This window comes from Winslowiella toletana, assembly GCF_017875465.1.
Classification (GTDB): domain Bacteria; phylum Pseudomonadota; class Gammaproteobacteria; order Enterobacterales; family Enterobacteriaceae; genus Erwinia; species Erwinia toletana.
Map to the genome: position 1 here is coordinate 986,640 of NZ_JAGGMQ010000001.1, position 22,610 is coordinate 1,009,249.

The 22,610-nt window shown below is 51.5% G+C and carries 28 protein-coding genes; 6 read left to right on the plus strand and 22 right to left on the minus strand.

Annotation, left to right across the window (positions count from 1 at the left end; genetic code table 11):
* Positions 1-4: 4 nt before the first annotated feature.
* The 15 genes from J2125_RS04575 to J2125_RS04645 form a co-directional block, all read right to left on the minus strand.
* The gene (locus J2125_RS04575; protein WP_017803350.1) at positions 5-1,024 is read right to left on the minus strand and encodes a hypothetical protein; all 1,020 of its coding nucleotides are present in this window, start codon (positions 1,022-1,024) and stop codon (positions 5-7) included.
* A 2-nt stretch (positions 1,025-1,026) separates the two neighbouring features.
* On the minus strand, positions 1,027-1,332 hold the full coding sequence (locus J2125_RS04580) for a phage baseplate plug family protein (RefSeq protein WP_017803349.1): 306 nt from the start codon (positions 1,330-1,332) through the stop codon (positions 1,027-1,029).
* Positions 1,333-1,896, minus strand: a complete 564-nt coding sequence (locus J2125_RS04585) for a phage baseplate protein (RefSeq protein ID WP_017803348.1) — start codon at positions 1,894-1,896, stop codon at positions 1,333-1,335.
* Positions 1,896-3,500 carry a phage tail tape measure protein gene (locus J2125_RS04590; RefSeq protein ID WP_017803347.1) on the minus strand — a complete coding sequence of 535 codons (1,605 nt, stop codon included), beginning with the start codon at positions 3,498-3,500 and terminating at the stop codon, positions 1,896-1,898. Before J2125_RS04590 ends, J2125_RS04585 begins: the two co-directional genes overlap by 1 nt.
* A complete protein-coding gene (locus J2125_RS04595; protein ID WP_017803346.1) occupies positions 3,490-3,642 on the minus strand; it encodes a DUF6889 family protein in 153 nt (50 codons plus the stop codon). The genes J2125_RS04590 and J2125_RS04595 overlap by 11 nt, the downstream gene beginning before the upstream one ends.
* A 35-nt stretch (positions 3,643-3,677) precedes the next feature.
* Positions 3,678-4,103, minus strand: a complete 426-nt coding sequence (locus J2125_RS04600; RefSeq protein WP_017803345.1) for a phage tail assembly chaperone — start codon at positions 4,101-4,103, stop codon at positions 3,678-3,680.
* Positions 4,104-4,106: 3 nt separating this feature from the next.
* Positions 4,107-4,547, minus strand: coding sequence for a phage structural protein (locus J2125_RS04605; RefSeq protein ID WP_017803344.1), 441 nt, complete (start codon positions 4,545-4,547; stop codon positions 4,107-4,109).
* 10 nt (positions 4,548-4,557) lie between these two features.
* Entirely contained in the window at positions 4,558-5,703 is a 1,146-nt protein-coding gene (locus tag J2125_RS04610) for a DUF3383 family protein (protein ID WP_017803343.1), read from the minus strand.
* A 3-nt stretch (positions 5,704-5,706) separates the two neighbouring features.
* Positions 5,707-6,264 carry a phage neck terminator protein gene (locus tag J2125_RS04615; RefSeq protein WP_017803342.1) on the minus strand — a complete coding sequence of 186 codons (558 nt, stop codon included), beginning with the start codon at positions 6,262-6,264 and terminating at the stop codon, positions 5,707-5,709.
* Positions 6,265-6,328: 64 nt separating this feature from the next.
* Positions 6,329-6,784, minus strand: a complete 456-nt coding sequence (locus J2125_RS04620; RefSeq protein ID WP_017803341.1) for a lysis protein — start codon at positions 6,782-6,784, stop codon at positions 6,329-6,331.
* Positions 6,781-7,320 carry a lysozyme gene (locus J2125_RS04625; RefSeq protein WP_017803340.1) on the minus strand — a complete coding sequence of 180 codons (540 nt, stop codon included), beginning with the start codon at positions 7,318-7,320 and terminating at the stop codon, positions 6,781-6,783. Before J2125_RS04625 ends, J2125_RS04620 begins: the two co-directional genes overlap by 4 nt.
* Entirely contained in the window at positions 7,321-7,635 is a 315-nt protein-coding gene (locus J2125_RS04630) for a hypothetical protein (protein WP_241764040.1), read from the minus strand.
* A gap of 402 nt (positions 7,636-8,037) precedes the next feature.
* Positions 8,038-8,763, minus strand: coding sequence for an XRE family transcriptional regulator (locus J2125_RS04635; protein ID WP_017803338.1), 726 nt, complete (start codon positions 8,761-8,763; stop codon positions 8,038-8,040).
* 109 nt (positions 8,764-8,872) lie between these two features.
* A complete protein-coding gene (locus tag J2125_RS04640; RefSeq protein ID WP_026112018.1) occupies positions 8,873-9,298 on the minus strand; it encodes a DUF4186 domain-containing protein in 426 nt (141 codons plus the stop codon).
* A 1,186-nt stretch (positions 9,299-10,484) separates the two neighbouring features.
* On the minus strand, positions 10,485-11,348 hold the full coding sequence (locus tag J2125_RS04645) for a helix-turn-helix domain-containing protein (RefSeq protein WP_017803336.1): 864 nt from the start codon (positions 11,346-11,348) through the stop codon (positions 10,485-10,487).
* Positions 11,349-11,530: 182 nt separating this feature from the next.
* Between J2125_RS04645 and J2125_RS04650 the strand changes: the two genes are divergently transcribed.
* On the plus strand, positions 11,531-12,430 hold the full coding sequence (locus J2125_RS04650; protein WP_017803334.1) for a DMT family transporter: 900 nt from the start codon (positions 11,531-11,533) through the stop codon (positions 12,428-12,430).
* Between the two features lie 45 nt (positions 12,431-12,475).
* On the opposite strand, the gene J2125_RS04655 is transcribed toward J2125_RS04650, so the two are convergent.
* Complete coding sequence (locus J2125_RS04655) at positions 12,476-12,724, minus strand: hypothetical protein (protein WP_017803333.1); 249 nt, start codon at positions 12,722-12,724, stop codon at positions 12,476-12,478.
* A 220-nt stretch (positions 12,725-12,944) separates the two neighbouring features.
* Between J2125_RS04655 and J2125_RS04660 the strand changes: the two genes are divergently transcribed.
* Entirely contained in the window at positions 12,945-13,094 is a 150-nt protein-coding gene (locus J2125_RS04660) for a hypothetical protein (RefSeq protein ID WP_017803332.1), read from the plus strand.
* 273 nt (positions 13,095-13,367) lie between these two features.
* Positions 13,368-14,600 carry an L-lactate MFS transporter gene (locus J2125_RS04665; RefSeq protein ID WP_017803331.1) on the plus strand — a complete coding sequence of 411 codons (1,233 nt, stop codon included), beginning with the start codon at positions 13,368-13,370 and terminating at the stop codon, positions 14,598-14,600.
* A gap of 48 nt (positions 14,601-14,648) precedes the next feature.
* Here J2125_RS04665 and J2125_RS04670 read toward each other — a convergent pair whose 3' ends face one another.
* Together J2125_RS04670 and J2125_RS04675 are read right to left on the minus strand one after the other, a co-directional pair.
* Entirely contained in the window at positions 14,649-16,286 is a 1,638-nt protein-coding gene (locus tag J2125_RS04670; RefSeq protein WP_209499469.1) for a methyl-accepting chemotaxis protein, read from the minus strand.
* Positions 16,287-16,566: 280 nt separating this feature from the next.
* Positions 16,567-17,454: an SMP-30/gluconolactonase/LRE family protein gene (locus tag J2125_RS04675; protein WP_017803329.1), complete on the minus strand. Its 888-nt coding sequence runs from the start codon at positions 17,452-17,454 to the stop codon at positions 16,567-16,569.
* A 443-nt stretch (positions 17,455-17,897) separates the two neighbouring features.
* Between J2125_RS04675 and J2125_RS04680 the strand changes: the two genes are divergently transcribed.
* From J2125_RS04680 to J2125_RS04690, 3 genes are all read left to right on the plus strand, one after another.
* Complete coding sequence (locus tag J2125_RS04680; RefSeq protein ID WP_017803327.1) at positions 17,898-18,818, plus strand: lysozyme family protein; 921 nt, start codon at positions 17,898-17,900, stop codon at positions 18,816-18,818.
* On the plus strand, positions 18,815-19,267 hold the full coding sequence (locus J2125_RS04685; protein WP_017803326.1) for a lysozyme inhibitor LprI family protein: 453 nt from the start codon (positions 18,815-18,817) through the stop codon (positions 19,265-19,267). Before J2125_RS04680 ends, J2125_RS04685 begins: the two co-directional genes overlap by 4 nt.
* 294 nt (positions 19,268-19,561) lie before the next feature.
* Entirely contained in the window at positions 19,562-19,714 is a 153-nt protein-coding gene (locus tag J2125_RS04690) for a hypothetical protein (protein ID WP_017803325.1), read from the plus strand.
* 161 nt (positions 19,715-19,875) lie between these two features.
* Here the strand turns inward: J2125_RS04690 and J2125_RS04695 are convergent, their stop codons facing one another.
* From J2125_RS04695 to J2125_RS04710, 4 genes are all read right to left on the minus strand, one after another.
* Positions 19,876-20,157, minus strand: a complete 282-nt coding sequence (locus J2125_RS04695; RefSeq protein WP_017803324.1) for a hypothetical protein — start codon at positions 20,155-20,157, stop codon at positions 19,876-19,878.
* Positions 20,158-20,410: 253 nt separating this feature from the next.
* The gene (locus J2125_RS04700) at positions 20,411-21,220 is read right to left on the minus strand and encodes a hypothetical protein (RefSeq protein WP_017803323.1); all 810 of its coding nucleotides are present in this window, start codon (positions 21,218-21,220) and stop codon (positions 20,411-20,413) included.
* A 20-nt stretch (positions 21,221-21,240) separates the two neighbouring features.
* A complete protein-coding gene (locus tag J2125_RS04705) occupies positions 21,241-21,693 on the minus strand; it encodes a universal stress protein (RefSeq protein ID WP_017803322.1) in 453 nt (150 codons plus the stop codon).
* Between the two features lie 12 nt (positions 21,694-21,705).
* Complete coding sequence (locus J2125_RS04710) at positions 21,706-22,488, minus strand: IclR family transcriptional regulator (protein ID WP_017803321.1); 783 nt, start codon at positions 22,486-22,488, stop codon at positions 21,706-21,708.
* Between the last annotated feature and the right edge of the window lie 122 nt (positions 22,489-22,610).

The window sequence follows — 22,610 nt, forward strand, 5'->3', positions numbered from 1 at the left end:
TTGATTAGCTGGCTGCTGGCTGATTAGCGCTGCTGGTTTGCGCTTCCGCCACGCCACGGGCGCGACAGACCAGGCTCATCTTCCAGTCATTACCGCGGGTATCACCGTTATAAGTGATGGCATCAACGATATAGACGCCATCTGCCGCGACGGCGCGTGGCTGTTGTTCAGCGCCGCTAACCGTGGAATTACCGTTGCTCTGCGTTTCCCGCAATCGGGGACCTTGCTTTCTGATATCACTGTCATCAAGAGCGGTGCGATAAACCGATTCCTGACGAATCTCAACCAGACCGTTGACCCGGATATTGGGGTTAATCAGGCATTCGGCGTTAACGCCTCCCGTCATGGTCTGTTTTGGCATACCGATTAAGCCGCTGCCGCGATTAAGGATAATGGCTTCATAGATATATTTATCGGTGGATACCAGCTGTACCTGACCATCAACAAACTGCCAGCTGGCGTGACACTGCGCAGCGATATTATTCATTGCATCGCGTGACATACCATAAAGCGCCCTTCCGCGCGGAAATATCGTCTCCGGCATGCTACTGAAAATACCAGCGGTGACGCCAAAAGGATTAAAAGAGCGCATTGTCAGCTGACCGACATCGGCCAGCTTATAACCCGCAGCAATCGAGCTATTTACGTGGGCATAATTAAAGGCGTTAAGGCCGTCAATCGCCTGAATCAGAATATAGGTATCCGTGGGGTTATCGCGTCCGGTAATAGTAAAACGAATATCACCATTAAATATCTCGCCAAAATTCGCCCCAGACTCCCGGTTATTATCGTCAGATGGCAGGCCATTATAGCCAGCAATAATCTTTATTTTGTCAAACTGATTACCGAGTATGCTGTTAGCCGTATCGTCTGCCAGATTATAGATTTTTACCGTCGCCACCCGGGGCCAGGAGGATTTCACCCAGTCAACTTTAAAAGTCACCTTAAAGTCATCAAGACGGACCTGATTGCCGTTATTGCTTTGCAGCCACAGCTCAAAATGACGCATCCAGTTCTGGCTCATAATCACTCCGTGACCACATAGAGGTGGCTGTTGCTGCCGAGGTCAGTTTTCGTCGCATATTGCTGCGTATCAACGTCACTGAGGAAATAGAGTGAGAAGCCAAAGCCGAGTGAGTTGTATTGCGCCAGAAGATCGACGCCCGACACTAACGGAATACCAGAAATAATCGCGGTTCCATCACTTTGTTGCAGATCCATTATCCAGCCAGCGTCATCACGCCATAACAGACGAATACGCCAGCTAAGATTACCGATTAGAATAGTGAACTGCTGATTATCGGGCGTAAGGGGGATTTCACCGTATTGCATTTATCCTCCGGTTATCCGATTAGCCACCTGATTACCCGCTGGCCGGACTGATTTGGCGCCGCTGTTCTGCACCGACGCGGTACTGACACCGTTTTGCATATCAGCTTTCTCCGCCACATATTTTTTACGTACCGCCGAGATAATCACTTCACGCAGCGTGAGCGAGGCTTTCAGCACATTTTCGCTGTCTTTATCCGTAGTAACGTCTATTACGCGGATCAGCATATTGCGATAGATGCGCTTGCCGGTGACCACCTCAAACGGCTGGCAACTGCGCTGCAAATCGCGCAGCTGCTGGTAGGTCTCAGCTGGGCTTAAGCCGAGATGGTAGCCGCTGGAAGTGGTATCGTAAAAATCCAGCAGGGAGCCGCCAGCCGAAAATCCTACACTCATCACCAGTTCAGCGGGTTTCATATAAGCGTGATCGGCCACCGGTGCGCCAGTTTCAACCGGATGCTCGGTGATCTCCAGCGTGTCAGTATGTTTTTCAGAGATCACCACATCCGGGATGAGCAGCCCGATTTTCCGGTTCTGTTGCGAAAACAGCGTCGAAAGAATCTCCATTAGCTTATCCTTGTGTTGAGTGACTGAATCATCTGCGAATTAACCCCCAGTTGCAGATCGGCAATTTCCTGCCCGATCTGATGGCCACCAGAAGCGTCATAAATATTGATATGGGTTTGCTGGTTAATGGTGGCGTCACCACCGGGCGAAGCGCTGGTAATATAGACTGGCGACGTCGGCAGCATCTGATCCATGCCATAATTCTGGATATTATCTATCGACGCTGGCACCCATTTATTTTGCGATAACCAGTCACGTGCATTCAGCGCGCTACTGGTCACGCCTGGCAGTGCATCCGGGTTATCACGCCCCTGACTGAGCAGCTGTTTACCGACGCTAAGGACATCAGACCATCGTCCCTCATTCAGCGCATTTAACAAATCACCAATCAGGTTAAGCATTTTTACCAGCCCACCAAGATGCTGAGTCAGGTTATTAAACTCCCACTTAAGGCTCCACTTCTCAGGATCGATGCCGAGAAGCGTGGCCATCTCCCTCCCCAGCGATTTGATGCAGTCGATTATGCCGCCAATCCCTGCCAACGCAGACTTGATGCCCGGCTCCCATGCCCCCCAGTCGATAAGCGAGTCACCACCCTCCTGCCACTTTTTGTAATCGTCATAAAGCGCAATAATGGCAAGCGCAAGCGCGCTAATAATCCCGATTGGTGACGCAAGGAACGCGCTGTTCAGCACTAACCAGCCAGCCACCAGCGCGCCGAAAGTAGTGATTAGTTGCTGGCTTCCTTCATCCAGCGAACTCCACCACTGCTGGATATCACTGGCAGCCTGAATAACGCGGTAAACCACCACGCCGATCACCTCAGCAAACCAGATCAACCCCTCAACCACGCGAGTAATGGTTTGCTCAATTTTTGGAAAGTTATCGAGTATCTGCTGACGCAGATTATCCAGCGGAGCCGACAACCCCTCCGCCAGACCGGAGCCAATTTTATCCTGCGCCATGCCGGTCATTAAATTAAATGAACGCAGCGAAGTCATAAACTTATTGGAACTGACTGCCGCGCTATCGGCATTAAAACCCATCGCCTGCGCCATCTGCGAGTATTCAGCCTGAAACGGTGCCATGCCGCCCCGCATAGCCATCAGCGTGCTGCTGTCGATGCCAAACATGGTTGCGTACTGGCTGGCATCAGCGGAGGGCATGCCCGATAGCGTCTGACCGACACGGGTAAAAATATCCGCCATATCGCTGATGCTGCCGCTGGCGTCACGCGTCTGCACCCCCAGACGATTAAGAAAGCCTTCGGCTCCCGGACTGGTACGCAGAAAGCCGGAGAGATTCTCCAGCGAACTGCGTGCGGCGTCAGCGGTTGATCCGGCCTGCGAGGCGGCGTAGCTCACGGCCTGAACGCCTTTTGCCGCGGCACCGCTACGCTGGGATGACCAGTAGAGCTGATCAAGTCCATCGGCAATGCGGGTGGTGAAGCCGACCACCGTTTGCGCCGCGGCCACCACATTACCGCCCATTTTGACTACGCTGGCGGTGGCACCCGCCACCACGGATTCAAACTTGCGAAAACTTGCTTCATCCACCTGAAAACCGAGGGAGACGAAGAACTCCTTGAGGGTTTCAGCGCTCATTGGCCTGCCTCCATTTATCGATGCGGTACTGGTTATCGGCTTTCAGATCCAGCCAGTCGTTCATTCTGGCAATATCCGCGAGGTCGACTGAGCCATCCTTCAGCGCCGGATAGCTGATGTACCCGGCCTCCACCGGGCGCATCAGAAAATCCTCGCCATCAGGAAGGCTATCAAGTGTCAGGCCGCTGCCTGGGATGTCGTCTCTTGCGCGGGGAGTTCTTGCAAAAAATTTCCCAGGCTGTCGCCCACCACCCGACCGACTATCTGCAGCATGCTGAACAGTTCGATGTCATCGAACATCAGTGCGCCCTGCGTAAATAGCGGCGTCCATCCTTTGCCATGCTGACGCGACACCACCGACAGGCAGGGAAAGATAATCGCATTGGTATCCTCTTCGCTCATCTCCGCCAGCGCATCAGCAATTTTGGGTAACACGGCCTCGATTGCCTGATACAGATCACCGCCCTGCGCGACAGCTCTCACCGCCTGAAAATCCGCCAGCATGCCCGCCAGAACCGGCAACAGCTTGCGCGATACTTTTAGCTGGTCGAAAACACTGAGTTTCGCCGCGCGATACTGCTGGCCTTTCAGTTCAAATTCCATGGTTTAAAACTCCCCCAGTACCTGATCAATTTTGCCGCCATCAAAGGTCCAGGCCACCACTTCAGGTGTGGTGGCGTTTTGCCAGTCAGGCTGCTTCTTAAATGCCGCGGCGCGCACCGTGACAATATCGCCGGAAGCGTGGTTGCGGATCACAAACACATTTTTGCCCCACAGCGCCGATGACTGGCTCTGGGCGTTATACGCCAGCGACAGCATTTTATTCATCGGTGAGGTTTTCAGCAGATTGATGGTTACGGTGCCATGTTTGCTGGCGCTCATGTTATGCATCACTTCGCCATCAGCACCGATAGTCATACTGTTTTTATCCTCCGCCATCGCGACGGTAATCCCCTCGGTAGAGTTGGCTGAGCCTGCACCCAGATCAAATGCACCGGTCGGACCAACCATAGAGGCGGAAACATCCATAAAAGAATAAGTAGCCATTTATTTCTCCTTAACGAACCACATTGATTTGCACATCAGCGTAATGAACCGCACCGGCCAGCTTGCAGGCGACCTGAATCAGCGGTGCTTTACGCGCTTCACGATCGGACTGCGCCTGCGTCGCCAGCGGCGTGGCGTAGACGTAGTAGCCTTTAGTCAGCACATCACCGGAGAGTAGCTGGCCGATTGGGCCGCCATTCCATACGCCAGCAGCCATCAGGCCATTGCTGACCGCCTGATCCATTGACTGCTCGACATTCGCCAGCAGTCGGGTGACGCCCGCTTCGGTCTGTGGAACTTTGCTGGTTGAGGTGTACAGCAGGTTAAACAGGTTGGTCTGCACATAGTTTTGCAGCCAGTCCAGCCCGTGGCGTTCGTCGAAGAAATCGCCATTCGCCATCACCCCCTGCTGCAGGATGGCGGTGTCATTGGCGTACCAGACGTAGACGTTGGCGTTTTTCGCATCGACTGCCGCCGCCTGATTACTGGTCAGTGTTTCGTAGCTGACACCCGGTTCAGTTTTAAACTTCAGGGTGATAGTGGTGTTATTGCCGGTAAAGTTGACGGTAAATGCCCGGCCAAAAGCAGAAAGCGCGGCATATTTGCTGCTGGTTGAATACTGAATAAAGGTGCGACCGTAACCAGCGGTTTTCAGTTTGCTCGCCAGGTCATCCGTCGCGCTGCCGGACAAGGTTCCGGCATCGTCAGTGGTCACCGCAAAGATGCGGCTCGTGCTGGCGGACTGAATCGCCGCAGCCACCGCAATAATATCGGCATCAACCAGATCATCCGTATCGGCGATGGCCAGGCCATACCAGTTGGTGAACTGCAACACCGCATTGACTGCCTGCAGCAGAGTTTCCACCTCGCCACTCTCGGCGTCAGCCAGGGTTTTCGCCCAGCGTCCGATATACACTTCGGTTGGCGCCGGTGACTGTGCAAAGTAGATCGCCGCTGCCGCATATTCCGCACTGTCAGTACCGAAATCTGCGCCAATATCTTCAGCCGCAGAGTACAAACGGACACGTTCTGCGAGCGGGATCACCGTGGAGCTGCCGAGGATCAGCAGAGAACCAAAATTGCGGCCTGATGCGGCGGTGGGCGATAAGATCACATCTACATTTACTACATTGGATACAGGTAAGCCCTGAGCCATAGGTTATTCTCCAAAGAAAGTGACTGGCGCGTCTGCCAGCGTTTTAATGCCGTACTCGCGGATAATTTTCCGCCCAAGGCGCAACGTCATGTCATAACGGCGCTGCCACTGGTTGTTAACGAGTTCGGGGGAAGAGGTAAGTTTTGAGCAGTCAAGCAGCGACATACCCATGGTGTTGAATGTTGCACTGTTCTGGCTGACGGTGACGCCATCGCGAAACCGGGTGGCAATCTGCTGACCATTTGCGCCATAGAAGAGAGCCTCACACTCGATAACTTCCTGACACTGCAGTTCGCCCCCCGCTGCGCCTTGCTGGACAAATGCCGGATTAGCGTCGCGGTCGAAACTGATAATGCCAAAGGCGCACCAGTCCACTTCCGCTGCGGGTTGTTCCGCTTGCGTTGCAGGCCAGCGTGGCCTGACCCGATCCGCAGCCAGGCCGCTAAGCGCCTGAATCCACTGACCCAGCTGTTGCTCTAATGCCTCGTCGTAATCCGCGTCGGGAGTGGTCGGGGTAAGGTATCCCGGCGACGTCGTGTCATTGCTGCCGTTTGTAGCCATAGACTCCTCTTTGTTATCAACCTGCTGAACACAGGCGAAAAAAAGCCCCGCGATAGCGAGGCTGTTACTGCTTCAGGCACTGCGTGTGGATGTATTGCTGCAAACCGTTTATTTGTGTGCCGGCGAGTTCGATACGTCTGCGGAGAGTGAAATAATCCCGTTGAGCGGCGTCAGCAAGTCGGGCGCGGGTTGCATCATCCACGCTGGCGGCGGCTGAGGCGCTGCGCTGCTGACAGGTGGCGTTGAGCCGCAGCCGACGATGGCCAGCAGCGATATCGCGCTCAAGCTGGTCAATACTGGCTTGTGCATTGGCTAACTCCTGTGTGTATTTGTGATCAAGAGCAGCGACGCTTTTCTGCCGACGCTGCATATCGTCGATGGTCTGCTGCCGGAGCAACGCCTGCTGTTCAGCCCGTTGAAACTGGTGGTAATAGTGGCTGACCGCCTGCGCCAGGCAGGCAATCAGCGCCATCAGACAGACGCCAGCCAGCAGACGCCAGTACTTTAGTAGCCAGATCATTGATCTATCCCCCAGCAGCTCAGCTCTGCTTCCTGATCGCGGCGTTCCACCTGGCCATAGCAGCCATTGGCCTGGCCGCGGGTTAACCGGCAGTCGCGTCCGCCATCATGTACCCACTGTTTGATCGCCGCGCAGGCGCCGCTGCGGTCACCCGCATTCAGCTTGCGATAAAAGGTGGAGGGGAAACATTTTCCGGGACCAATATTGTAGGGACAGAAGGAAGCGATTCCGGCCTTCTGCGGTGCAGTGAGCAGCACCTTCACATTGCGATCCACCCAGGCGATGGCTTTGCGGCTTTCAGTGGCATTCACTTCATCACAGCGGGCCTGCGACAATCTCAGTCCTGCTGTCACCGGCCTGCCATTGACACGGGTCACGCCGCGACAAATGGTCCAGATGCCCGCGCTGTCACGATAAGCCGTGCGATAATTGCCCTCTTTCTCATTGAGAAACTGGTCGAGGATCACCGGCGCCGAAGCACCGCTGACCAGCAGAGCCACCACGGCTGCGCTGAGTTTTGATTTCAGTTTTGCCATTTACGCCTCGGTTTTTGTCATGGCGTCAGAAATGACCGCGATGGCGCCAGGACGCTGTTCACAGGGTTTTTCCTGTGCATCGCGGATATAGTTTTCAATCAGTTGCGTGCGGCGTGCATCTTCCCGGCGCTTTGCCCGGGCATCAAAACGCCCGCTGATATACGACGCCACCGAGATTGCGACACCGAACACACCAAAAATAAAATAGGCCAGATCCTGCGTCGTCCATCCCAGCGCCGCCGCAATGGTCGCCAGCCACGCAAAAAACTGGGTGACAATATTTCCGGAATGGGCGTTCATTTTGTGATTTTCCACCTCTGATTTTCCGTTGTGCTGTGAGCAGAAAAAATCAGGCAGCCTGCGGTCCGTTAGTTTAACTTTCAGCAAGTTGCTTTCGTGGTAACGAGTACCCGAAAGAAACTTTCGCTAATGAGCAGCATTGCCGTTCAACCCTGAACCCGCCGCGCTCCCGACGCATGGTTTAATGTCGCGCCGTTCGACTTATCTTCACGCTGTTGCGTTTCGATGAGTCAATTTAAAACCAAAGTTGTAATCATGTCAACAACCATGGTTGTAATTAAAAATATAAATGGGATAAATGGTTGTTTTAAATATAATTAAAGTTGTAATTTATTTTTTTGACGGTTGTTTTTGTGCGTCACAGAGACAAAAAAGCCCGGCATTTTCGCCAGGCTTAATCGTTAATCAGCGGGGGGTTTACCAGAGGGTTGATGACCAGAACACACGGCCAATCACTTCAATGCCCTGCATATCAGCTTCTTCATCCGGATATTCAGCGCTGTTATAGCTTCGGATCGCCAGCTTTTCCGGCCCGGTGCGGTACAGGAGTTTCAGTCGTTTCCAGCCGCCCTGGCTGATGGCGTAGAGTTTACCATCGACAATCTTCTTATCATTACAGTTCACGGCAACCACTGTCCCCTCAGGGATCACGGGTTCCATGCTATTACCATGGGCAGGAAAACATAATACGCCAGAACCATCTGTATTTACGCCGCTCCGGCGCATTGTCGCTTTAGAAAAACGCAGCATAAATCCGTTATAATCCTCATCCGATACGCTGCCATCGCCACAGGCAAATTCGATATCCTTCAGAAAAGGAACCTCGATTTCATCGTCATCCAACGGGGTGTGTTTATCCCACGGGCTGACCGGGATCCATTCCGATTCCGGTGGTATGGTCGAGGATGCGTGATGGCCGCCATCGTCGTTACCGCGCATAGGGCCAATTTCATCCGCGAGCCAGTCAGTACGCACATCAAGCGCGCGCGCGATATCCCCGATGCGCGTCGAGCTTTTCGCTTTACCGGAAGTTAATTTTTGAATGGCGGCCTGAGTCACGCCAGCGCGCTGCGCCAGCCCGGTCTGGGTAAATCCCGCTTCTCGCATCGCGAGTTTCAAACGTTCAGCAAGTGTCATTTTCATGCCATAAAAATACAACCAAAGTAGTAGCCAGTCAAACAACTAAAGTACAGGGATATATAACGACGGTTGTAAAAAATTACAACCGTCGTATCTGTCAGCGTTCGATCATTTACAGCAGATCCAGCTGCCGGTTTTCATCAGGTTTTTTACGCTTTTTCGGCAGTTTTTCCGCTGGCACGGGTCGCTGCATTTCCCGCCGCAGCCAGCATACAATCACCCCGACGACATAATCCTGCTGTGCAGCGCTCATCGTTTGTTGCGACGGAATGCCATGCCATTTACTCAGGCAGCCGCGGCAACAGGTGGCAGTTGCATGCTGCGCAACAAACACCGGATGACCGCGCATCGGCGTCTGCTTGCCATCATTTTCCGGTTGCTCAGGGGCCAGCCGCTGCTTAATAAAATCAGCCGCATGTTGCCTGACCACCTCTTCGCCCTTTTGCAGGCAATAGCTGTATTCAGCCCGCGCTAAATGGAATCGCTGGCGAAAAGGGGAGCGGGATAGCCGCAAAAACAGATCATCAACAGAGGACATAGCAGTAAGACATGGGTGGCAGAGACAATAGTCTGATGATAGCAGCAGAGACGCGGTTGTCATCACTCAGTCAGCGACCGAAAAGCGTTACAGCATGCTTGATTATTACGCAACAAAGAGGATAATCACCGCGTTTACAATGACCTGGCTAAACAATAATGAGTACACTAGCAACTTTGGTTCTGGTTTTTCCTGCCGCATTTTTGTTGGGTTTTATCTACGGCGGACTTTATACACAGCGAAAAATGAAAAAAACCAGCCAGTCTGATACTGCAGAATAATGCACTGGCGGCCTTAGCGGGAGGGTAAGCACTGGCGTCTGCGGCAGTGATCCCTCCGGTTACTAAATGCTATCCCTTAATTAACCTCTATTTTAACCGTCATTTAACAGCCATCAGATTCGCCAGTGTTGTATTAATATGCAAATGAACATTTTTTTGGCTAATTGAGACTGCCATATATTTTACGTACCTGGGTTAACACTATGTTGGCTAATCAATAATATTGCTGATAATATCCCGCCGTTCAATTTATGTACGTTCCCAACTCTCTTTCAGGCGTCAGCAACCCTGTAAGGGCGCTCTGCTGGCCGATCAAAAAGAGACCGCTTTCCCGCGCCAGCCCTGCTGCCTGCGGGACTTCATAGTGCTGAAAGCGTAAATAATAAATAACACACCATTCGAATAAGATATTTTGCGAATCTCTTGCCCGAAGCAGCTAAACAGGTTACGATGATTTCAACCTATACTTAAGGACAGGTTTTTAGCCTGTCCCGACGATTTCCCTGGTGTTGGCCAAAGTGGCAACCCCTTACCTCAGGTAAGGGGATTTTTTTTGCCCAAAAAAAAGCGCTGCCATTGCGCTAACCTTATAAATCACCACTGCGACTATACCAGGCAGTAAAATTATAAGATTAGCTTTCAGCGATTTATTACAGATGATAACCCTCGCCGTTTATATGTATCTATTACTCACTTCATTAAGAATAAATTACTCACAATAAATTCTGCCAGTACAAAAACGGTGGCGGACTCCCGCCTCTATTTTTCCCGCATAAGTCACAATGCCAAACTCCAGCTCACGACTGTGACCAGGAAAGGCCGCAATCATCGTGACAGCCATCAGATTTAGAAAGCGTTATCTTTATCTGAATAGATTGTTATTTTTGCGGATGCCTGCCAGAGTTTTAACGTCGCAGTATCGAAGGGGCATAACCAAACACGGTCTTAAAGCGGTTACTGAAGTGGCTGGCGGAGCTAAAGCCGCAGGCCAGCGCAATCTCGGTGAGAGGCAGTTGCGTATTCCGCACCAGCTGTTCAGCTTTTGCCATCCGCCGCTGCATCACATACTGATGTGGCGCCAGTCGGGTAGATTGCTTAAACATGCGCGCGAAATGGAATTCGCTTAAGCCTGCCTGCAACGCCAGTTCCGCCAGCGTCAGCGGCTGATCCAGCTGATCTTCTATCCACGCCATGCTGTTACGCAATACCGTCGGCGCCAGTCCGCCGCGCACAGCGGGCAGCTTCCACAGCACTTCACTGTAATGCTGGAGAAGATGGGTCATCAGGAGTGTGGTGGCGCTGCTCAGGGTCAGATGATTAGCGGCTTGTTGCCAGTCGCAACTCAGTAAAAACTGGCGATACAGCTGTGCAATATGGCTGTCGCTGCTAAAGACTTTTTCCTCAAGAGTGATAGTTGCCGGACTGCGATCCCAGATCTGTTCCGCCAGATGACGTAAATGCGCATCGGTGCAGTAGAGATGGACAAAAGAGAGTTTCGAACGCACATCCCAGGTGGTTTCACTCTGTTCCGGCATCAGACAGAAGCGATCCGGCGCGCCGCCATTACGCCAGCCGCCAGGCGTTTTATGCCAGGTATCCTGCCCGCCATCGACATACAGACTCAGCGTATGGTGATCGCTGTATTGCGTCACGCAATCCCCGGCATTCGACCATGCCGCCAGTTGAATGCCCGAGCCAAGCTCAACGCTGCCATGCAGGCGCGCTTTATGCTGGCGTAGATTTTCAAAAGCGTGGTATGGCTTATTCATGCGGGCCTGGCTGAGGATGAAACAGGCGTCCAGTTTAAGCAGTGGCGCGCCCGTCCGCCAGCGCCAGCAACGGGGGACGCAGAAAAAAGCGCAAGAATTTGCAAGTGAACGCAAGCAGCTGAAAGTTTTGCCGCGCCTGAATCACGATAATGGCGACAAATCCTGTCTGAACGAGAAGCGATATGAACGCCCTGCTCTATATTCTGGTGGTGGTGATCTGGGGAACCACCTGGATTGCGATATTTATGCAGCAAGGGGTGGTGCCGGTTACGGTATCCATCTTCTGGCGCTTTCTGGTGGCGGCGCTGGCGATGTTTATCGTCCTGACACTGCTGGGACGGCTGCGCCGCATCAGTCTGCGCGACCATCTGTTTTGTCTGTTGCAGGGCTGCTGCGTGTTTGGTTTTAACTTTCTCTGCTTTTACCATGCTGCCGCCTGGATCAGCAGCGGGCTGGAGTCGGTGATTTTCTCAATGGCAGTGTTGTTTAACGCGATTAACAGTATGTTGTTTTTTCGCCAGCGTCCACACGCCAACTTGCTGCCTGCCGCGGCTCTCGGTATCGCCGGGGTGATCGCACTATTCTGGCACGATCTGACGGCCACACAGCTGGCGCCGTCACTGCTGTCCGGTATCGGCCTGAGTGCCTTAGGTACCTATGGTTTCTCACTGGGGAATATGATTAGCGCACGCCATCAGCGACGCGGTCTGGAAACGCTGTCGACTAACACTTACGCCATGTTTTATGGTGCGCTGGTGATGGGCGCGATTAGCCTGCTGCAAGGCGACAATTTTATGCCGGAGCTTAATCTGCGTTACCTCGGTTCGCTGTTCTATCTGGCTATTTTCGGCTCGGTGATTGGCTTTGGCGCTTACTTCACCCTGGTCGGACGTATTGGCGCCAGTCAGGCAGCTTACAGCACGCTGTTGTTTCCACTGGTAGCCCTGACGCTCTCCACGTTGTATGAAGGCTATATCTGGCACGCTAATGCAATTGCTGGACTGGTGATGATTCTGCTGGGGAATTATGTGATGTTTGCCAGGCCGGGAAAGCTGATTTGGCGGGGAAATAGGGCGGCATAAATTAAGTATCTGGTTCGCGGCAAGCATCCCTGCTTGCCTTTTTTGCTACTGAGTATTCGCCCAGCGCGTAACACCAATATTGAACTTATGGGGCTGAGTGATAGCCTTCCGTGCTATCCAGTAGAGAATCACTTTCTCTTCATCGGTATCCCGATCGGCCATCGACAGTAGTTTCAGCGACAATGTCGATTTATTGACGGGTTGATGTGCATCACTTAGTTCAATAACAGCCTGACCGATTAAACAGCAGACCTCGTCCTCGTTTGATGCGGATTCATATGCTCGGTCTTTCATATATCCTCCTGTTGTGTGGACTATAAGCCTGGCAAAGGAATCTCTTTCGCGACGGAATAATTGCCGCTAAGCAACATTTTGATACTTTATTCGGAGCAATCTGTGCGCAACTGGCGCAAAAAAAGAGCCGATTAAAACCCTGAAGGGTATTATTTAAACCATCACTATTTGTTCCGTGTTTAACCCGCTACTCTCTGATTTCATCTTCAGGGAGGTCGATATGCAATCAACCAGCAGCTTTTTACAGCAGTTACAACACACCTGGCGGCAGGAACCACGCCCTGAAAAGGTAACGGGACGGTTTTACCTGACGGCAGAACAGCGCATCGCTATCGTCCGGGAACTCTTGTATCCGGTGGCAGTAAAGTAAAGCGCACAGAGCTGGCAGCGCGCGGTTAACTACGGCGCTGCTACGGCTCGCTGAAAAAGCCCACCTGCATGCTACAAAAAGATAACATTCATTTATACCGGTACCCCCCATCCCCACTGCATTTCACGCCAGTAAATTCATTTCAATGCCGTTAATGCCGTTTTCAATGCAATTCATTCCGTCACTGCGTCAGTTCATGCCGAATTCCCCTGTTTTCTGCGGCCAGCTCATATCATTACTGCAATTTCAGCATTCCCCACCGGGAGAATAGTTATGAGCACGCAAACCACAGTGAATCCGCAGAATCATGTACGCTGGCTAACGCTTTTCGGCACCATTGTTACTCAGTTCGCGCTGGGTTCGGTGTATACCTGGAGCCTGTTCAATAGCCCGCTGGCGCATAAACTTGATGCGCCGGTCAGCCAGGTGGCTTTCTCATTCGGCTTACTGAGCCTCGGTCTGGCTCTTGCCTCCTCAGTAGCCGGTAAGTTGCAGGAACGCTTTGGTGTACGCAATGTCACTATCGGCGCGGGTTTACTGATGGCGGTGGGCTTCTTCCTGACCGCCCACTCCAGTAATCTGTATATGTTGTGGTTCAGCGCCGGTTTACTGGTCGGTCTGGCCGATGGCGCAGGCTATCTGATCACCCTCTCCAACTGCGTGAAGTGGTTCCCGGAACGTAAAGGCCTGATCTCCGCCTGTGCGATTGGCGCCTACGGTCTGGGCAGCCTCGGATTTAAATTTATCTGTAGCTATCTGCTGAGCGTAAACAGCCTGGAAACTACCTTTATTATCTGGGGTGGGATGGCGATGGCGCTGATTATTGCTGGCGCGATGCTGATGAAAGACGCACCAAAACAGCAGATAAACAGTGCTAAAAGCGCCGAAAACGTGCGTGATTTTTCACTGGCCGAATCCATGCGTCAGCCGCAATACTGGATGCTGGCGCTGATGTTCCTGACAGCCTGTATGAGTGGTCTGTATGTGATTGGGGTGGCGAAAGATATCGGTGAAAGCCTGGTGCACCTCAGCACCCAGACGGCAGCCAATGCGGTAACCATTATCGCCATTGCCAATCTGAGCGGACGTCTGATTCTGGGTGTACTGTCAGATAAAATGGCGCGTATCCGGGTGATTACGCTGGCGCAGGTGGTCTCGCTGGCCGGTATGAGTATCCTGCTGTTTACCAGCATGAATGAAACCACCTTCTTTATCTCGATTGCCTGCGTCGCCTTTAGCTTTGGCGGCACCATTACCGTCTACCCATCGCTGGTCAGTGACTTCTTTGGCCTGAATAACCTGACCAAAAACTATGGCGTGATTTACCTCGGCTTTGGTATCGGTAGCGTGATGGGTTCACTGATTGCTTCACTGTTTGGTGGCTTTACCGTGACCTTCAGCCTGATTATGACCCTGCTGGTGATTTCACTGATACTCTCCAGCACCATTCGCCTGCCACATCAGCCAGCAAAAGTGAAAGCGGCGTATAAACACAGCGAAGCCTGAGTTTTACACCAGCATTAAAAAAGGCCTCATTACGAGGCCTTTTTGCTGTCAGAACGATGCCCAGTCCTGATTTCCTGCTTTTACATAGCTCTGCTTCGCCGCTGGTTTCTTTTCCCGCCGCGCCGTAGCAACGTTGGTGCTTCCCGGCAGTTTAAACACCGCGACCACTTCGTTCAGATGATGAGCCTGATCTTCAAGTGAAGATGAGGTTGCCGAAGACTCTTCAACCAGCGAGGCGTTCTGTTGTGTTACGCCATCCATCTGGGTAATCGCCACGCCAACCTGCGAAATACCCTTGCTCTGCTCACTGGAAGCCGAGGCAATTTCTGTCATGATATCCGTAACGTTGGTCACTGATTTCAGGATGTTCTCCATCGATTTGCTGGCAAGCTCCACTTGCTGATGGCCGGTGGTCACATTAACCACTGACTCATCAATCAGCGTTTTAATCTCTTTCGCCGCCGATGCGCTACGCTGTGCAAGATTACGCACTTCGCTGGCCACGACCGCAAAGCCACGTCCCTGCTCACCGGCACGCGCGGCTTCAACTGCCGCATTCAGCGCGAGGATATTGGTCTGGAAAGCGATACTGTCAATAACGCTGATAATGTCAGAAATTTTTCGTGAACTCTGACTGATGCTCTGCATACTGTGGTTAACCGCCTTCATTACCTCGCCGCCATTGTTGGCTGCTTTCGAGGCATCCTGCGCCAGGGTACTGGCCTGATGGGCATTATCCGCATTCTGCTTCACTACCGCACCGAGTTGCTCCATGCTGGCGGCGGTCTGGCTGAGGGCTGCGGCCTGCTCTTCGGTGCGTGAGGATAGGTCAGTGTTGCCTGCGGCAATTTCGCTGCTGCCCTGATAGATTTCGCTGGCAGCCTGGCGGATTTCACCGACGGTTTTTACCCAGTTGCCCTGCATGGTGCTGACAAAGGGAATAAGTTGCCCTACTTCATTACGCCCCATATCCTCAAGGCTGGTATCCAGCTCACCATTAGACAGTTTTTGCAGGTGCGCCTTAACTCTCTCCAGACGTTGTCCCATCAGCATCGCAAGGTAGCGATCGGTGGCAATCAGCACCACTACGCCGATCACCATCGCAATCACCAATATCACTTTGCACCAGTAAACCCATGCCAGAATACGCACCTGAGCACTGGCCTTCAGCGTACTGATGGTCTGGTTGTATTTTTCGATAGCAGTACTGAATTTCAGGCGCAGCGGGTTAAATTTCTCGCTGAACAGTTTGTCATGAGTCGCGCGGTCGTGCTTTCTGGCCGCATCCAGCATCGGCACAATCGCTTCGGTATAAAGCTGCAAAGAACTGTTGTAGATATCATCAATCGAGTTGCTGTCGATATTGGCATGATCGGTGACTTTGAACTGCGCCAGCCCTTGTTTCAGAAAGTCGACATCCTTTGTCGCTTCTTCCAGTCGGGCAGGATCACTTTCGGCACCGGAAGAGACGATACCATTCATATTCATCGCAACTTTATAATAACGATCGCTGGCGCCATTAATAATATCGCCATTTAATTGCTGAATGTTAGTTAACTCAATTTCCCCGGTCATATTATTAAGGGAATATAGCGAGAATACAGATACACCGCCCCATAAAAGCGTAAATACCACCAGAATGGTGAGTATCATACGTCTGATACGGACGTTATTGATAAAGTTCATACGGTTACCGCCTCTAAAAAATGATAATGTAATTTTAAACCTGAGTATCTGCCGTTAAGTTACCCTCTGATTTCGCTGAGCTCCCCTCCCAGACAAAGGTACAGCAGTAATATCGGCGACGCAGAAATTATCTTTAATCATCTTTTATAGCGTGATTTTAAGCCGTTTATTTTTTGCAGACGGCAAATATAAATTTTGCAAATATAAAAATATATTAATAGTTATCAGCGGGAATTATCCCGCCGATTAAAGTATCGCTTAGCACTTCCGCCAGCAATATTTACTGTTCAGCAATAAACAGCGGTTCCGCTACGCCAGCCACCGCCACCCGCACCGCAAACAGATTACCGGACTGCGGATAACGCGCCAGCTCCTCTTCACTACGGTTTTCGCGTGAACTGGTGATATACAGGGTTTTTAAATCCGCGCCGCCAAATGCCACCATGGTTGGCCAGCGCACCGGCAGCAGAATCTCATCAACAATCTCGGCAGTTTGCGGATGGATGCGCACCACGCGGCCGCCATCAAATAACGCCGACCAGTAATAACCTTCGCTATCCACCGCTGCGCCATCCGGCAAACCGCCCTGCTCAGGATCGAAGCGCTTAAATACTTTACGCTCGCCCACTTCCCCGCTGTGCGGATCGACAGGATAGCGATACAACACCGCATTCGGCGTATCACTGTGATACATCCAGCGACGATCGGCAGAAAAAGCCAGACCATTGGAGATCATCACATCTTCCGCCATCACTTCAAGTTGCAGCCGGGCATTCAGGCGGCAAAGTTTGCCGCCATTACGATCCTGTGGCTCCCACAGGCTGCCACACCAGAAGCGGCCAAAGCGATCGACACGTCCGTCATTAAAGCGGCTTTTACTGGCTTCACCGGGATTGTCGGCAACTTTCTTCTCAATCTTACCCTGCTTATCCAGCAACCAGACACCGCTGCGTAACGCCGCCACAATGCCGCCGCTGGCGCGCAAGCCGATGCAGCCGACCTCCTCAGTGAGTGGAAAGGTCTGCAGATCGCCGCTTTCGGGATGATAGCGATAGATTGCTGGCGCCAGAATATCCACCAGCCATAGCGCCTGCTGCTCCACCGACCATAGCGGACATTCACCCAGTTCCGCCTGAAGCGGCAGCACGGTTTCAACCTGATAACTCATATTTCCCCTCGTTATTCGCTGCATAATGACTGAAATGATTAACTGTAGTCGCAATCTGATGCTCGCCGCGCTGGCGTGCGCGGTTTTCTACTATAGGGCAGTTACCGGGAACAGCCAAAACGGCATGCAGATAGCAGAAAAGGTAATAGCCGCTGATGTCCTGCGGATAAGGTTATAAAACCGATGCGGCCACGATCACAAAAATTTAAACAGAATATAAAATCCATATGTAATTTTCGGCGAGATGAAATATAGTCATCGCGTTCAATACTCTTAACCATTAAGAAATATAAATATAATGAGCGTGATAAGAAATATTTTCACCTTAAGACGACCGTTTTAATATTTAACTTAACTAATATGCATAGCTTATTTCAGGATGAAATAAGTGTCCTCAGGACAATACCGCATCTCATCATGCGGCTAAGGAAAAGGAAAGCCAGATGGTTCATCAACACTTCCCCTCGCCCCGAGTATTTCGTCTTTCAACGTCTGCAGGAGCATGCGCCACCAGCAACCCGGGCGATATAAAAGCATTGCAGCATTTAATGATAAATGCAGGTTACCGGCAGGCGACAGGCCGCACACTTGACGTTAATGGCCAGTGCAATCAGGCAACTATTGAGGCCATCCGCTGGTATCAACGCTTGCTGAATATGCATCCATCCGGAATTGTTTCTCCGCTGGACAGCTGGTTTATAGAGGCGCTAAATAACGCGACTTCTCCACACTGGCGACCTCAACACAAAAATGGCGGTCTCTCGGTTCAGCACGGTCAGCTTACTTTCGATGCTGAAGGAGTTGATTATATTACTGCTGTCGAACCATTCAGGCAGCGCCGGACGCCCAATTTTTCACGTATTCTGCAATGGCCACAAGCCGGTAACTCTGGTGTTACGCTGGGCCGGGGGTACGATATGGGTAGTCGTAGTAGAGGAGAAATTTTTGCCACGCTGCGGCAGGCAAAAATCGAGGAGTACAAAGCGGTGCTGTGTTCGAAAGCAGCATTTCTGAAAGGTCATCAGGCGGGTCAGTTTGTAAAGGTCTTCGGGCCCCTGGTAGGCGAAATTACCCATTATCAGCAAATCTGGCTGTTTGAAATTGTCTACTCTGTAAAACTGGGCGAGACTGTAAGCCTGTACAAACGTTTATCCCGCAACATACCGCAAGCCCCTCAATGGGATTCGCTGGATCAGAAAATAAGAGATGTTATTGTCGATATTTTCTATCAGGGTGTTCACAATGTCAGCGGGTTGTTCGAAGCTGCGATAAAAGGGAAAAAAGAATTGATATCCCATATAGAAAATGACCCGGTGTATATGACATTCGAAAAACACAGAAACAGAATAAGGTATCTGCAATGAGTAAAAGACTTTTAGCATTGCTATTCCTCAACATCTTCCCACTAGCCTCAAAGGGGGAACTTTCATGGGGAGAAGAAAGAGATAGCTGCTTTAAAAAAGAACAGAGTATTGCACTGGCTTATAACTGTCTGGCAGAGGACAGACAACAAAGCACAAATAAAGTGGACGCCTTAATTGCAGAAACCAACAAACGAATAAAAGCCAATAACATTGGCCCTTTTAATGGCAAAGAGGATGCAAAAGAGACGTCAGGGGATGTCTACAGCAAACGATTTCTTGAGGCGCAAAAGGAGTGGAAAAAATACCGGGACAAACTCTGTCTTGCCATCGCCAGCGAACTTGACGAGGACGCTTATGATTATCAGTCGTATATCGATCAATGCACCATCAATCTGAACAAACGGCACATTGATGAAATTAATCTGATGGGGCTTCCTCCTGCCAGCTGATGTGCCACTGCGGGGGATATATTGTCCCCAGTTCTTAACCAGCCCGGGGAGGACATACTGTGGATCTGGCTAACTGAGAATGATAATCTTATTTTTATTGCTTTTCGGAAAAATCCATTTATTATGGTCTCGCATTCAGTCGATTCTTATTTTTTTCATTCTCTTCCTGCTAATGAGAATGCATCTCTGAAATATTTATTAATACCTTATTAAATAACTCTACAAAGCCGGCATTATTCCTCCACTTTTCTCTTGTAAAGTTGTAGTCATTGAAAAAGAGAAAGGATGTAAACCATGAAAACAATAATTAAAGCGGTTTCAGTGATTGCGCTGATGACAATGCTAAGTGGTTGTATTGTTGCCCCTGGTCATCATGATAGCGGCTGGCATGGCGGCGGTGGCGGATATGGACACAGTCATGGCGGCGGTCACCATCGTGGCTGGTAATAACCGAATTTAAGAAGAATATGGGAATGCAACACTCCCCATAGGGTAGTAACAGGCAAAGCCTGCACACAGCAATATAAGAAAGAGTAGAAAAACATTGGGCGGGAATTTTCCTGCCCATTTTTTTTTGCGCATTATCGGCTCAGCAATAAAAAGCCCGGTCAGCCTTTAATGCTATAGTTGCACTGATACCATACTTTCTTTAATCCCGGCAGATGACTGTCCTGCTCCGGTAACGGCTCGGCAATATCAAAGCCACGGTTTCCGCAGTAAGTGGAAAGATCGTTCAGCATTGCATCACGATTAACTTTCTCGGGATTAAAACGGTACTGCACGGTATTTGATAGCGGGTCTTCATCGATCTTTTCAAAAGCACCTGGTTTGCTGGAAGTACAGCCAGCTAATAAAAGCAGCGTCAGTGCGCTGACAATCTTGATCTTCATCACTTTTCCTCATTTTGATGCGGCATGATAGCAATCCAGCCGAAGTCAGCAATCGGAATGAGGCTTAATTGCTTCCGCAACTATAATCTTTTACCAATTGAATCGATTCACTTAAACGAATAGTGCTATCCGCATACTGATGACATTATGCATTCAGACAAACAAAGGTTGTCTGTGCCACACCAGGTTTATTAACATAATTACAATGGCTTGACTGATTTATGCCCGCGGCGAGCGGGCTTTTTTATGTCGGTTATCCGGCGTTGGCGCTGAGCATCATACGTAAAACGTTGGCGGATTGTTTGGTCGGAAGTGCCAATATCGCCTGATACAGATCGATGGTCATATCGCACATATGGCTTTGATCAACGCGACTGTCGGTTGGCGCATTGAGTAATTGCAGCTCAGCGCCCCATTTGGCATACAGCGATCGTACAATCACTTGCAGGCTGCGGCGCGATTCAGCTAAATCTATCGGCTTATCCGGTCCGTTACTGGCTTTTAACAGCGCTTCCATCTGTTGCAGATCCTGCTGTTGCAATGCTAACGGCAATACCTCCTCGGTATTGACCCCGCCACTGATTTGCGGAAACAGAAACTTAAAACAGAGCGCACCGGACTGCTGACGCAGGCTCTGCATCTGGCGCACTGAAAGCTGCATATAGCTGATAATACTGTTGTCTTCCGCGCGGCCAATACGCTGGTTGAGCAGATCCGCCAGCAACGGGCGCAGCTGACCAATGGCGCGCGCGGTCGGCGTGCCCTCGCGCACCGCGGCCAGCAGCTCATCATTCAGCTGCTTATACAGTGCGGGTTGCTGCTGTTTAATCACGCGATAGGTTGGCGTAGCCGCCAGTTGCTGTTGCGCGGCGGCAATTTTTGCCGCCTGCTGTTGTTGCGGATAAATCCAGCCCAGCCAGATAATATTGCCCGCCAGCAGTGGGGCAATCACCATCAGCACCGCCATCCGGCGTTTGATTTTGCCTTTTTTTACCAGCAGCAGCGCCATCAGAGACAGAACCAGCAAGGCGATAAGCGAAGGGATAATCGTTGGGTTATTCAAAACAGTTTCCAGTTATCAGGTTAGTCGGCGCGCACATCCACCAGCACCGGGCAGTGCGCGCGCTCAATCACCGCTGCGCTGACCGACCCTTTTAATAAACGATTAAACGGCGACAGATGGCGACGCCCCATAATAATCATTGCCGCACTCAGCTCATTGGCCTGCGCCACAATCGTTTCGGCGGATTCACCGGCAATCACGCGGCCACGCGCGTTCACCCCGGCGCGCAGCAACTCCGCCAGCGCATGACGCACCACCGCTTCTGCGGTATTTTGCTCATCCTGAGCGACGCCAAAATCGGCCGGATCTTCACCGGCAGTAATCTCCAGCGGCGCACTGCCTGCGGAATAGCTGGTATCCACGCAGCACACCACCATCACCTCAGCCTGCTGCGCCAGCGCCTGCTCAATCGCCAGCGCAACCACCTTACGGGCCACAACAGAATTATCGACAGCAACTAACAGCGTCTTCATTTTTTTCTCCGATTAATCGCGGGCAGTGATTTTGCCAATCTCACGCGTCATGGCCTCTTTGCATTTCAGGATTTCAGCACGATAACGCACTTCATGCTTCTGAAAACGTGTGCAGGGCACCAGCAGAGAAATACAGAAGCGTCCCAGTACGGTATCAATCGCCACCGCCATCGTGGAAATTCCCTCAAGGGTTTCTCCACGGTCGTAAGAGACGCCGGTTTTTCGCACCTCTTTCAGATGCGCCAGTAACTCAGGCAGTGCTTTAACCGTGTTTTCGGTCATCGCCGGGAAGGCTTCGCCGACTAAAGTACCGACATCTTCATCACTCTCCAGCGCCAGCAAGGCGCGACCGCCGGAGGTGCTGTAGAGCGGAAGATTCAGTCCCAGACGCGGCACCACGCGCAACTCCCCCTCGGCGACCACATAATGCACAATCGCCAGCTGAGTCCCACTGGCTCGCGATAATGCCACCGTCTCACCGGTCGCATCAGATAACGCCTGCAAATTAGGCCGCGCAATATCCACCACGTCAGTATGTACGCCAGAGATTAAACGCAGCAGCGCCGGTCCAAGACGTACGCCGCCTGCTCCCTGAATACGGATCATCTGTACTGAATCCAGCGCCGCGACGATGCGTTGTACCGTAGAACGCGGCAAATCCACCGCATGGGCGATCTCGCCAAGGCTCATGCCATTGGGCTGCTCACCTAAAACATTGAGGATTTTCGCCGCACGCGTAATGACCTGAATGCCACCCGCCTTGTCATCGTCACTGCGTTGAGGGTTGTCGGACATGATGTTCTCTTCCTTGTTCGGGGCGCGATTATTTTAACGCTAATTGCGCACTTTTTACAGCCTGTACCACATTGCAATACATTAAACCGCGATGTAATATGCGCGTCGCTGTATCACATCGC

Excerpts from the sequence above, each read along its gene's own strand:
- J2125_RS04620 (WP_017803341.1), bottom strand. The coding sequence starts at position 6,784 with ATGATCTGGCTACTAAAGTACTGGCGTCTGCTGGCTGGCGTCTGTCTG.
- J2125_RS04670 (WP_209499469.1), bottom strand. The coding sequence starts at position 16,286 with ATGAACTTTATCAATAACGTCCGTATCAGACGTATGATACTCACCATT.
- J2125_RS04610 (WP_017803343.1), bottom strand. The coding sequence starts at position 5,703 with ATGGCTCAGGGCTTACCTGTATCCAATGTAGTAAATGTAGATGTGATC.
- J2125_RS04645 (WP_017803336.1), bottom strand. The coding sequence starts at position 11,348 with ATGAATAAGCCATACCACGCTTTTGAAAATCTACGCCAGCATAAAGCG.
- J2125_RS04650 (WP_017803334.1), top strand. The coding sequence starts at position 11,531 with ATGAACGCCCTGCTCTATATTCTGGTGGTGGTGATCTGGGGAACCACC.
- J2125_RS04600 (WP_017803345.1), bottom strand. The coding sequence starts at position 4,103 with ATGGAATTTGAACTGAAAGGCCAGCAGTATCGCGCGGCGAAACTCAGT.
- J2125_RS04585 (WP_017803348.1), bottom strand. The coding sequence starts at position 1,896 with ATGGAGATTCTTTCGACGCTGTTTTCGCAACAGAACCGGAAAATCGGG.
- J2125_RS04640 (WP_026112018.1), bottom strand. The coding sequence starts at position 9,298 with ATGTCCTCTGTTGATGATCTGTTTTTGCGGCTATCCCGCTCCCCTTTT.
- J2125_RS04680 (WP_017803327.1), top strand. The coding sequence starts at position 17,898 with ATGGTTCATCAACACTTCCCCTCGCCCCGAGTATTTCGTCTTTCAACG.
- J2125_RS04675 (WP_017803329.1), bottom strand. The coding sequence starts at position 17,454 with ATGAGTTATCAGGTTGAAACCGTGCTGCCGCTTCAGGCGGAACTGGGT.
- J2125_RS04710 (WP_017803321.1), bottom strand. The coding sequence starts at position 22,488 with ATGTCCGACAACCCTCAACGCAGTGACGATGACAAGGCGGGTGGCATT.
- J2125_RS04685 (WP_017803326.1), top strand. The coding sequence starts at position 18,815 with ATGAGTAAAAGACTTTTAGCATTGCTATTCCTCAACATCTTCCCACTA.
- J2125_RS04595 (WP_017803346.1), bottom strand. The coding sequence starts at position 3,642 with ATGCGCCCGGTGGAGGCCGGGTACATCAGCTATCCGGCGCTGAAGGAT.
- J2125_RS04690 (WP_017803325.1), top strand. The coding sequence starts at position 19,562 with ATGAAAACAATAATTAAAGCGGTTTCAGTGATTGCGCTGATGACAATG.
- J2125_RS04655 (WP_017803333.1), bottom strand. The coding sequence starts at position 12,724 with ATGAAAGACCGAGCATATGAATCCGCATCAAACGAGGACGAGGTCTGC.
- J2125_RS04705 (WP_017803322.1), bottom strand. The coding sequence starts at position 21,693 with ATGAAGACGCTGTTAGTTGCTGTCGATAATTCTGTTGTGGCCCGTAAG.
- J2125_RS04590 (WP_017803347.1), bottom strand. The coding sequence starts at position 3,500 with ATGAGCGCTGAAACCCTCAAGGAGTTCTTCGTCTCCCTCGGTTTTCAG.
- J2125_RS04695 (WP_017803324.1), bottom strand. The coding sequence starts at position 20,157 with ATGAAGATCAAGATTGTCAGCGCACTGACGCTGCTTTTATTAGCTGGC.
- J2125_RS04660 (WP_017803332.1), top strand. The coding sequence starts at position 12,945 with ATGCAATCAACCAGCAGCTTTTTACAGCAGTTACAACACACCTGGCGG.
- J2125_RS04665 (WP_017803331.1), top strand. The coding sequence starts at position 13,368 with ATGAGCACGCAAACCACAGTGAATCCGCAGAATCATGTACGCTGGCTA.
- J2125_RS04625 (WP_017803340.1), bottom strand. The coding sequence starts at position 7,320 with ATGGCAAAACTGAAATCAAAACTCAGCGCAGCCGTGGTGGCTCTGCTG.
- J2125_RS04580 (WP_017803349.1), bottom strand. The coding sequence starts at position 1,332 with ATGCAATACGGTGAAATCCCCCTTACGCCCGATAATCAGCAGTTCACT.
- J2125_RS04615 (WP_017803342.1), bottom strand. The coding sequence starts at position 6,264 with ATGGCTACAAACGGCAGCAATGACACGACGTCGCCGGGATACCTTACC.
- J2125_RS04575 (WP_017803350.1), bottom strand. The coding sequence starts at position 1,024 with ATGAGCCAGAACTGGATGCGTCATTTTGAGCTGTGGCTGCAAAGCAAT.
- J2125_RS04635 (WP_017803338.1), bottom strand. The coding sequence starts at position 8,763 with ATGAAAATGACACTTGCTGAACGTTTGAAACTCGCGATGCGAGAAGCG.
- J2125_RS04605 (WP_017803344.1), bottom strand. The coding sequence starts at position 4,547 with ATGGCTACTTATTCTTTTATGGATGTTTCCGCCTCTATGGTTGGTCCG.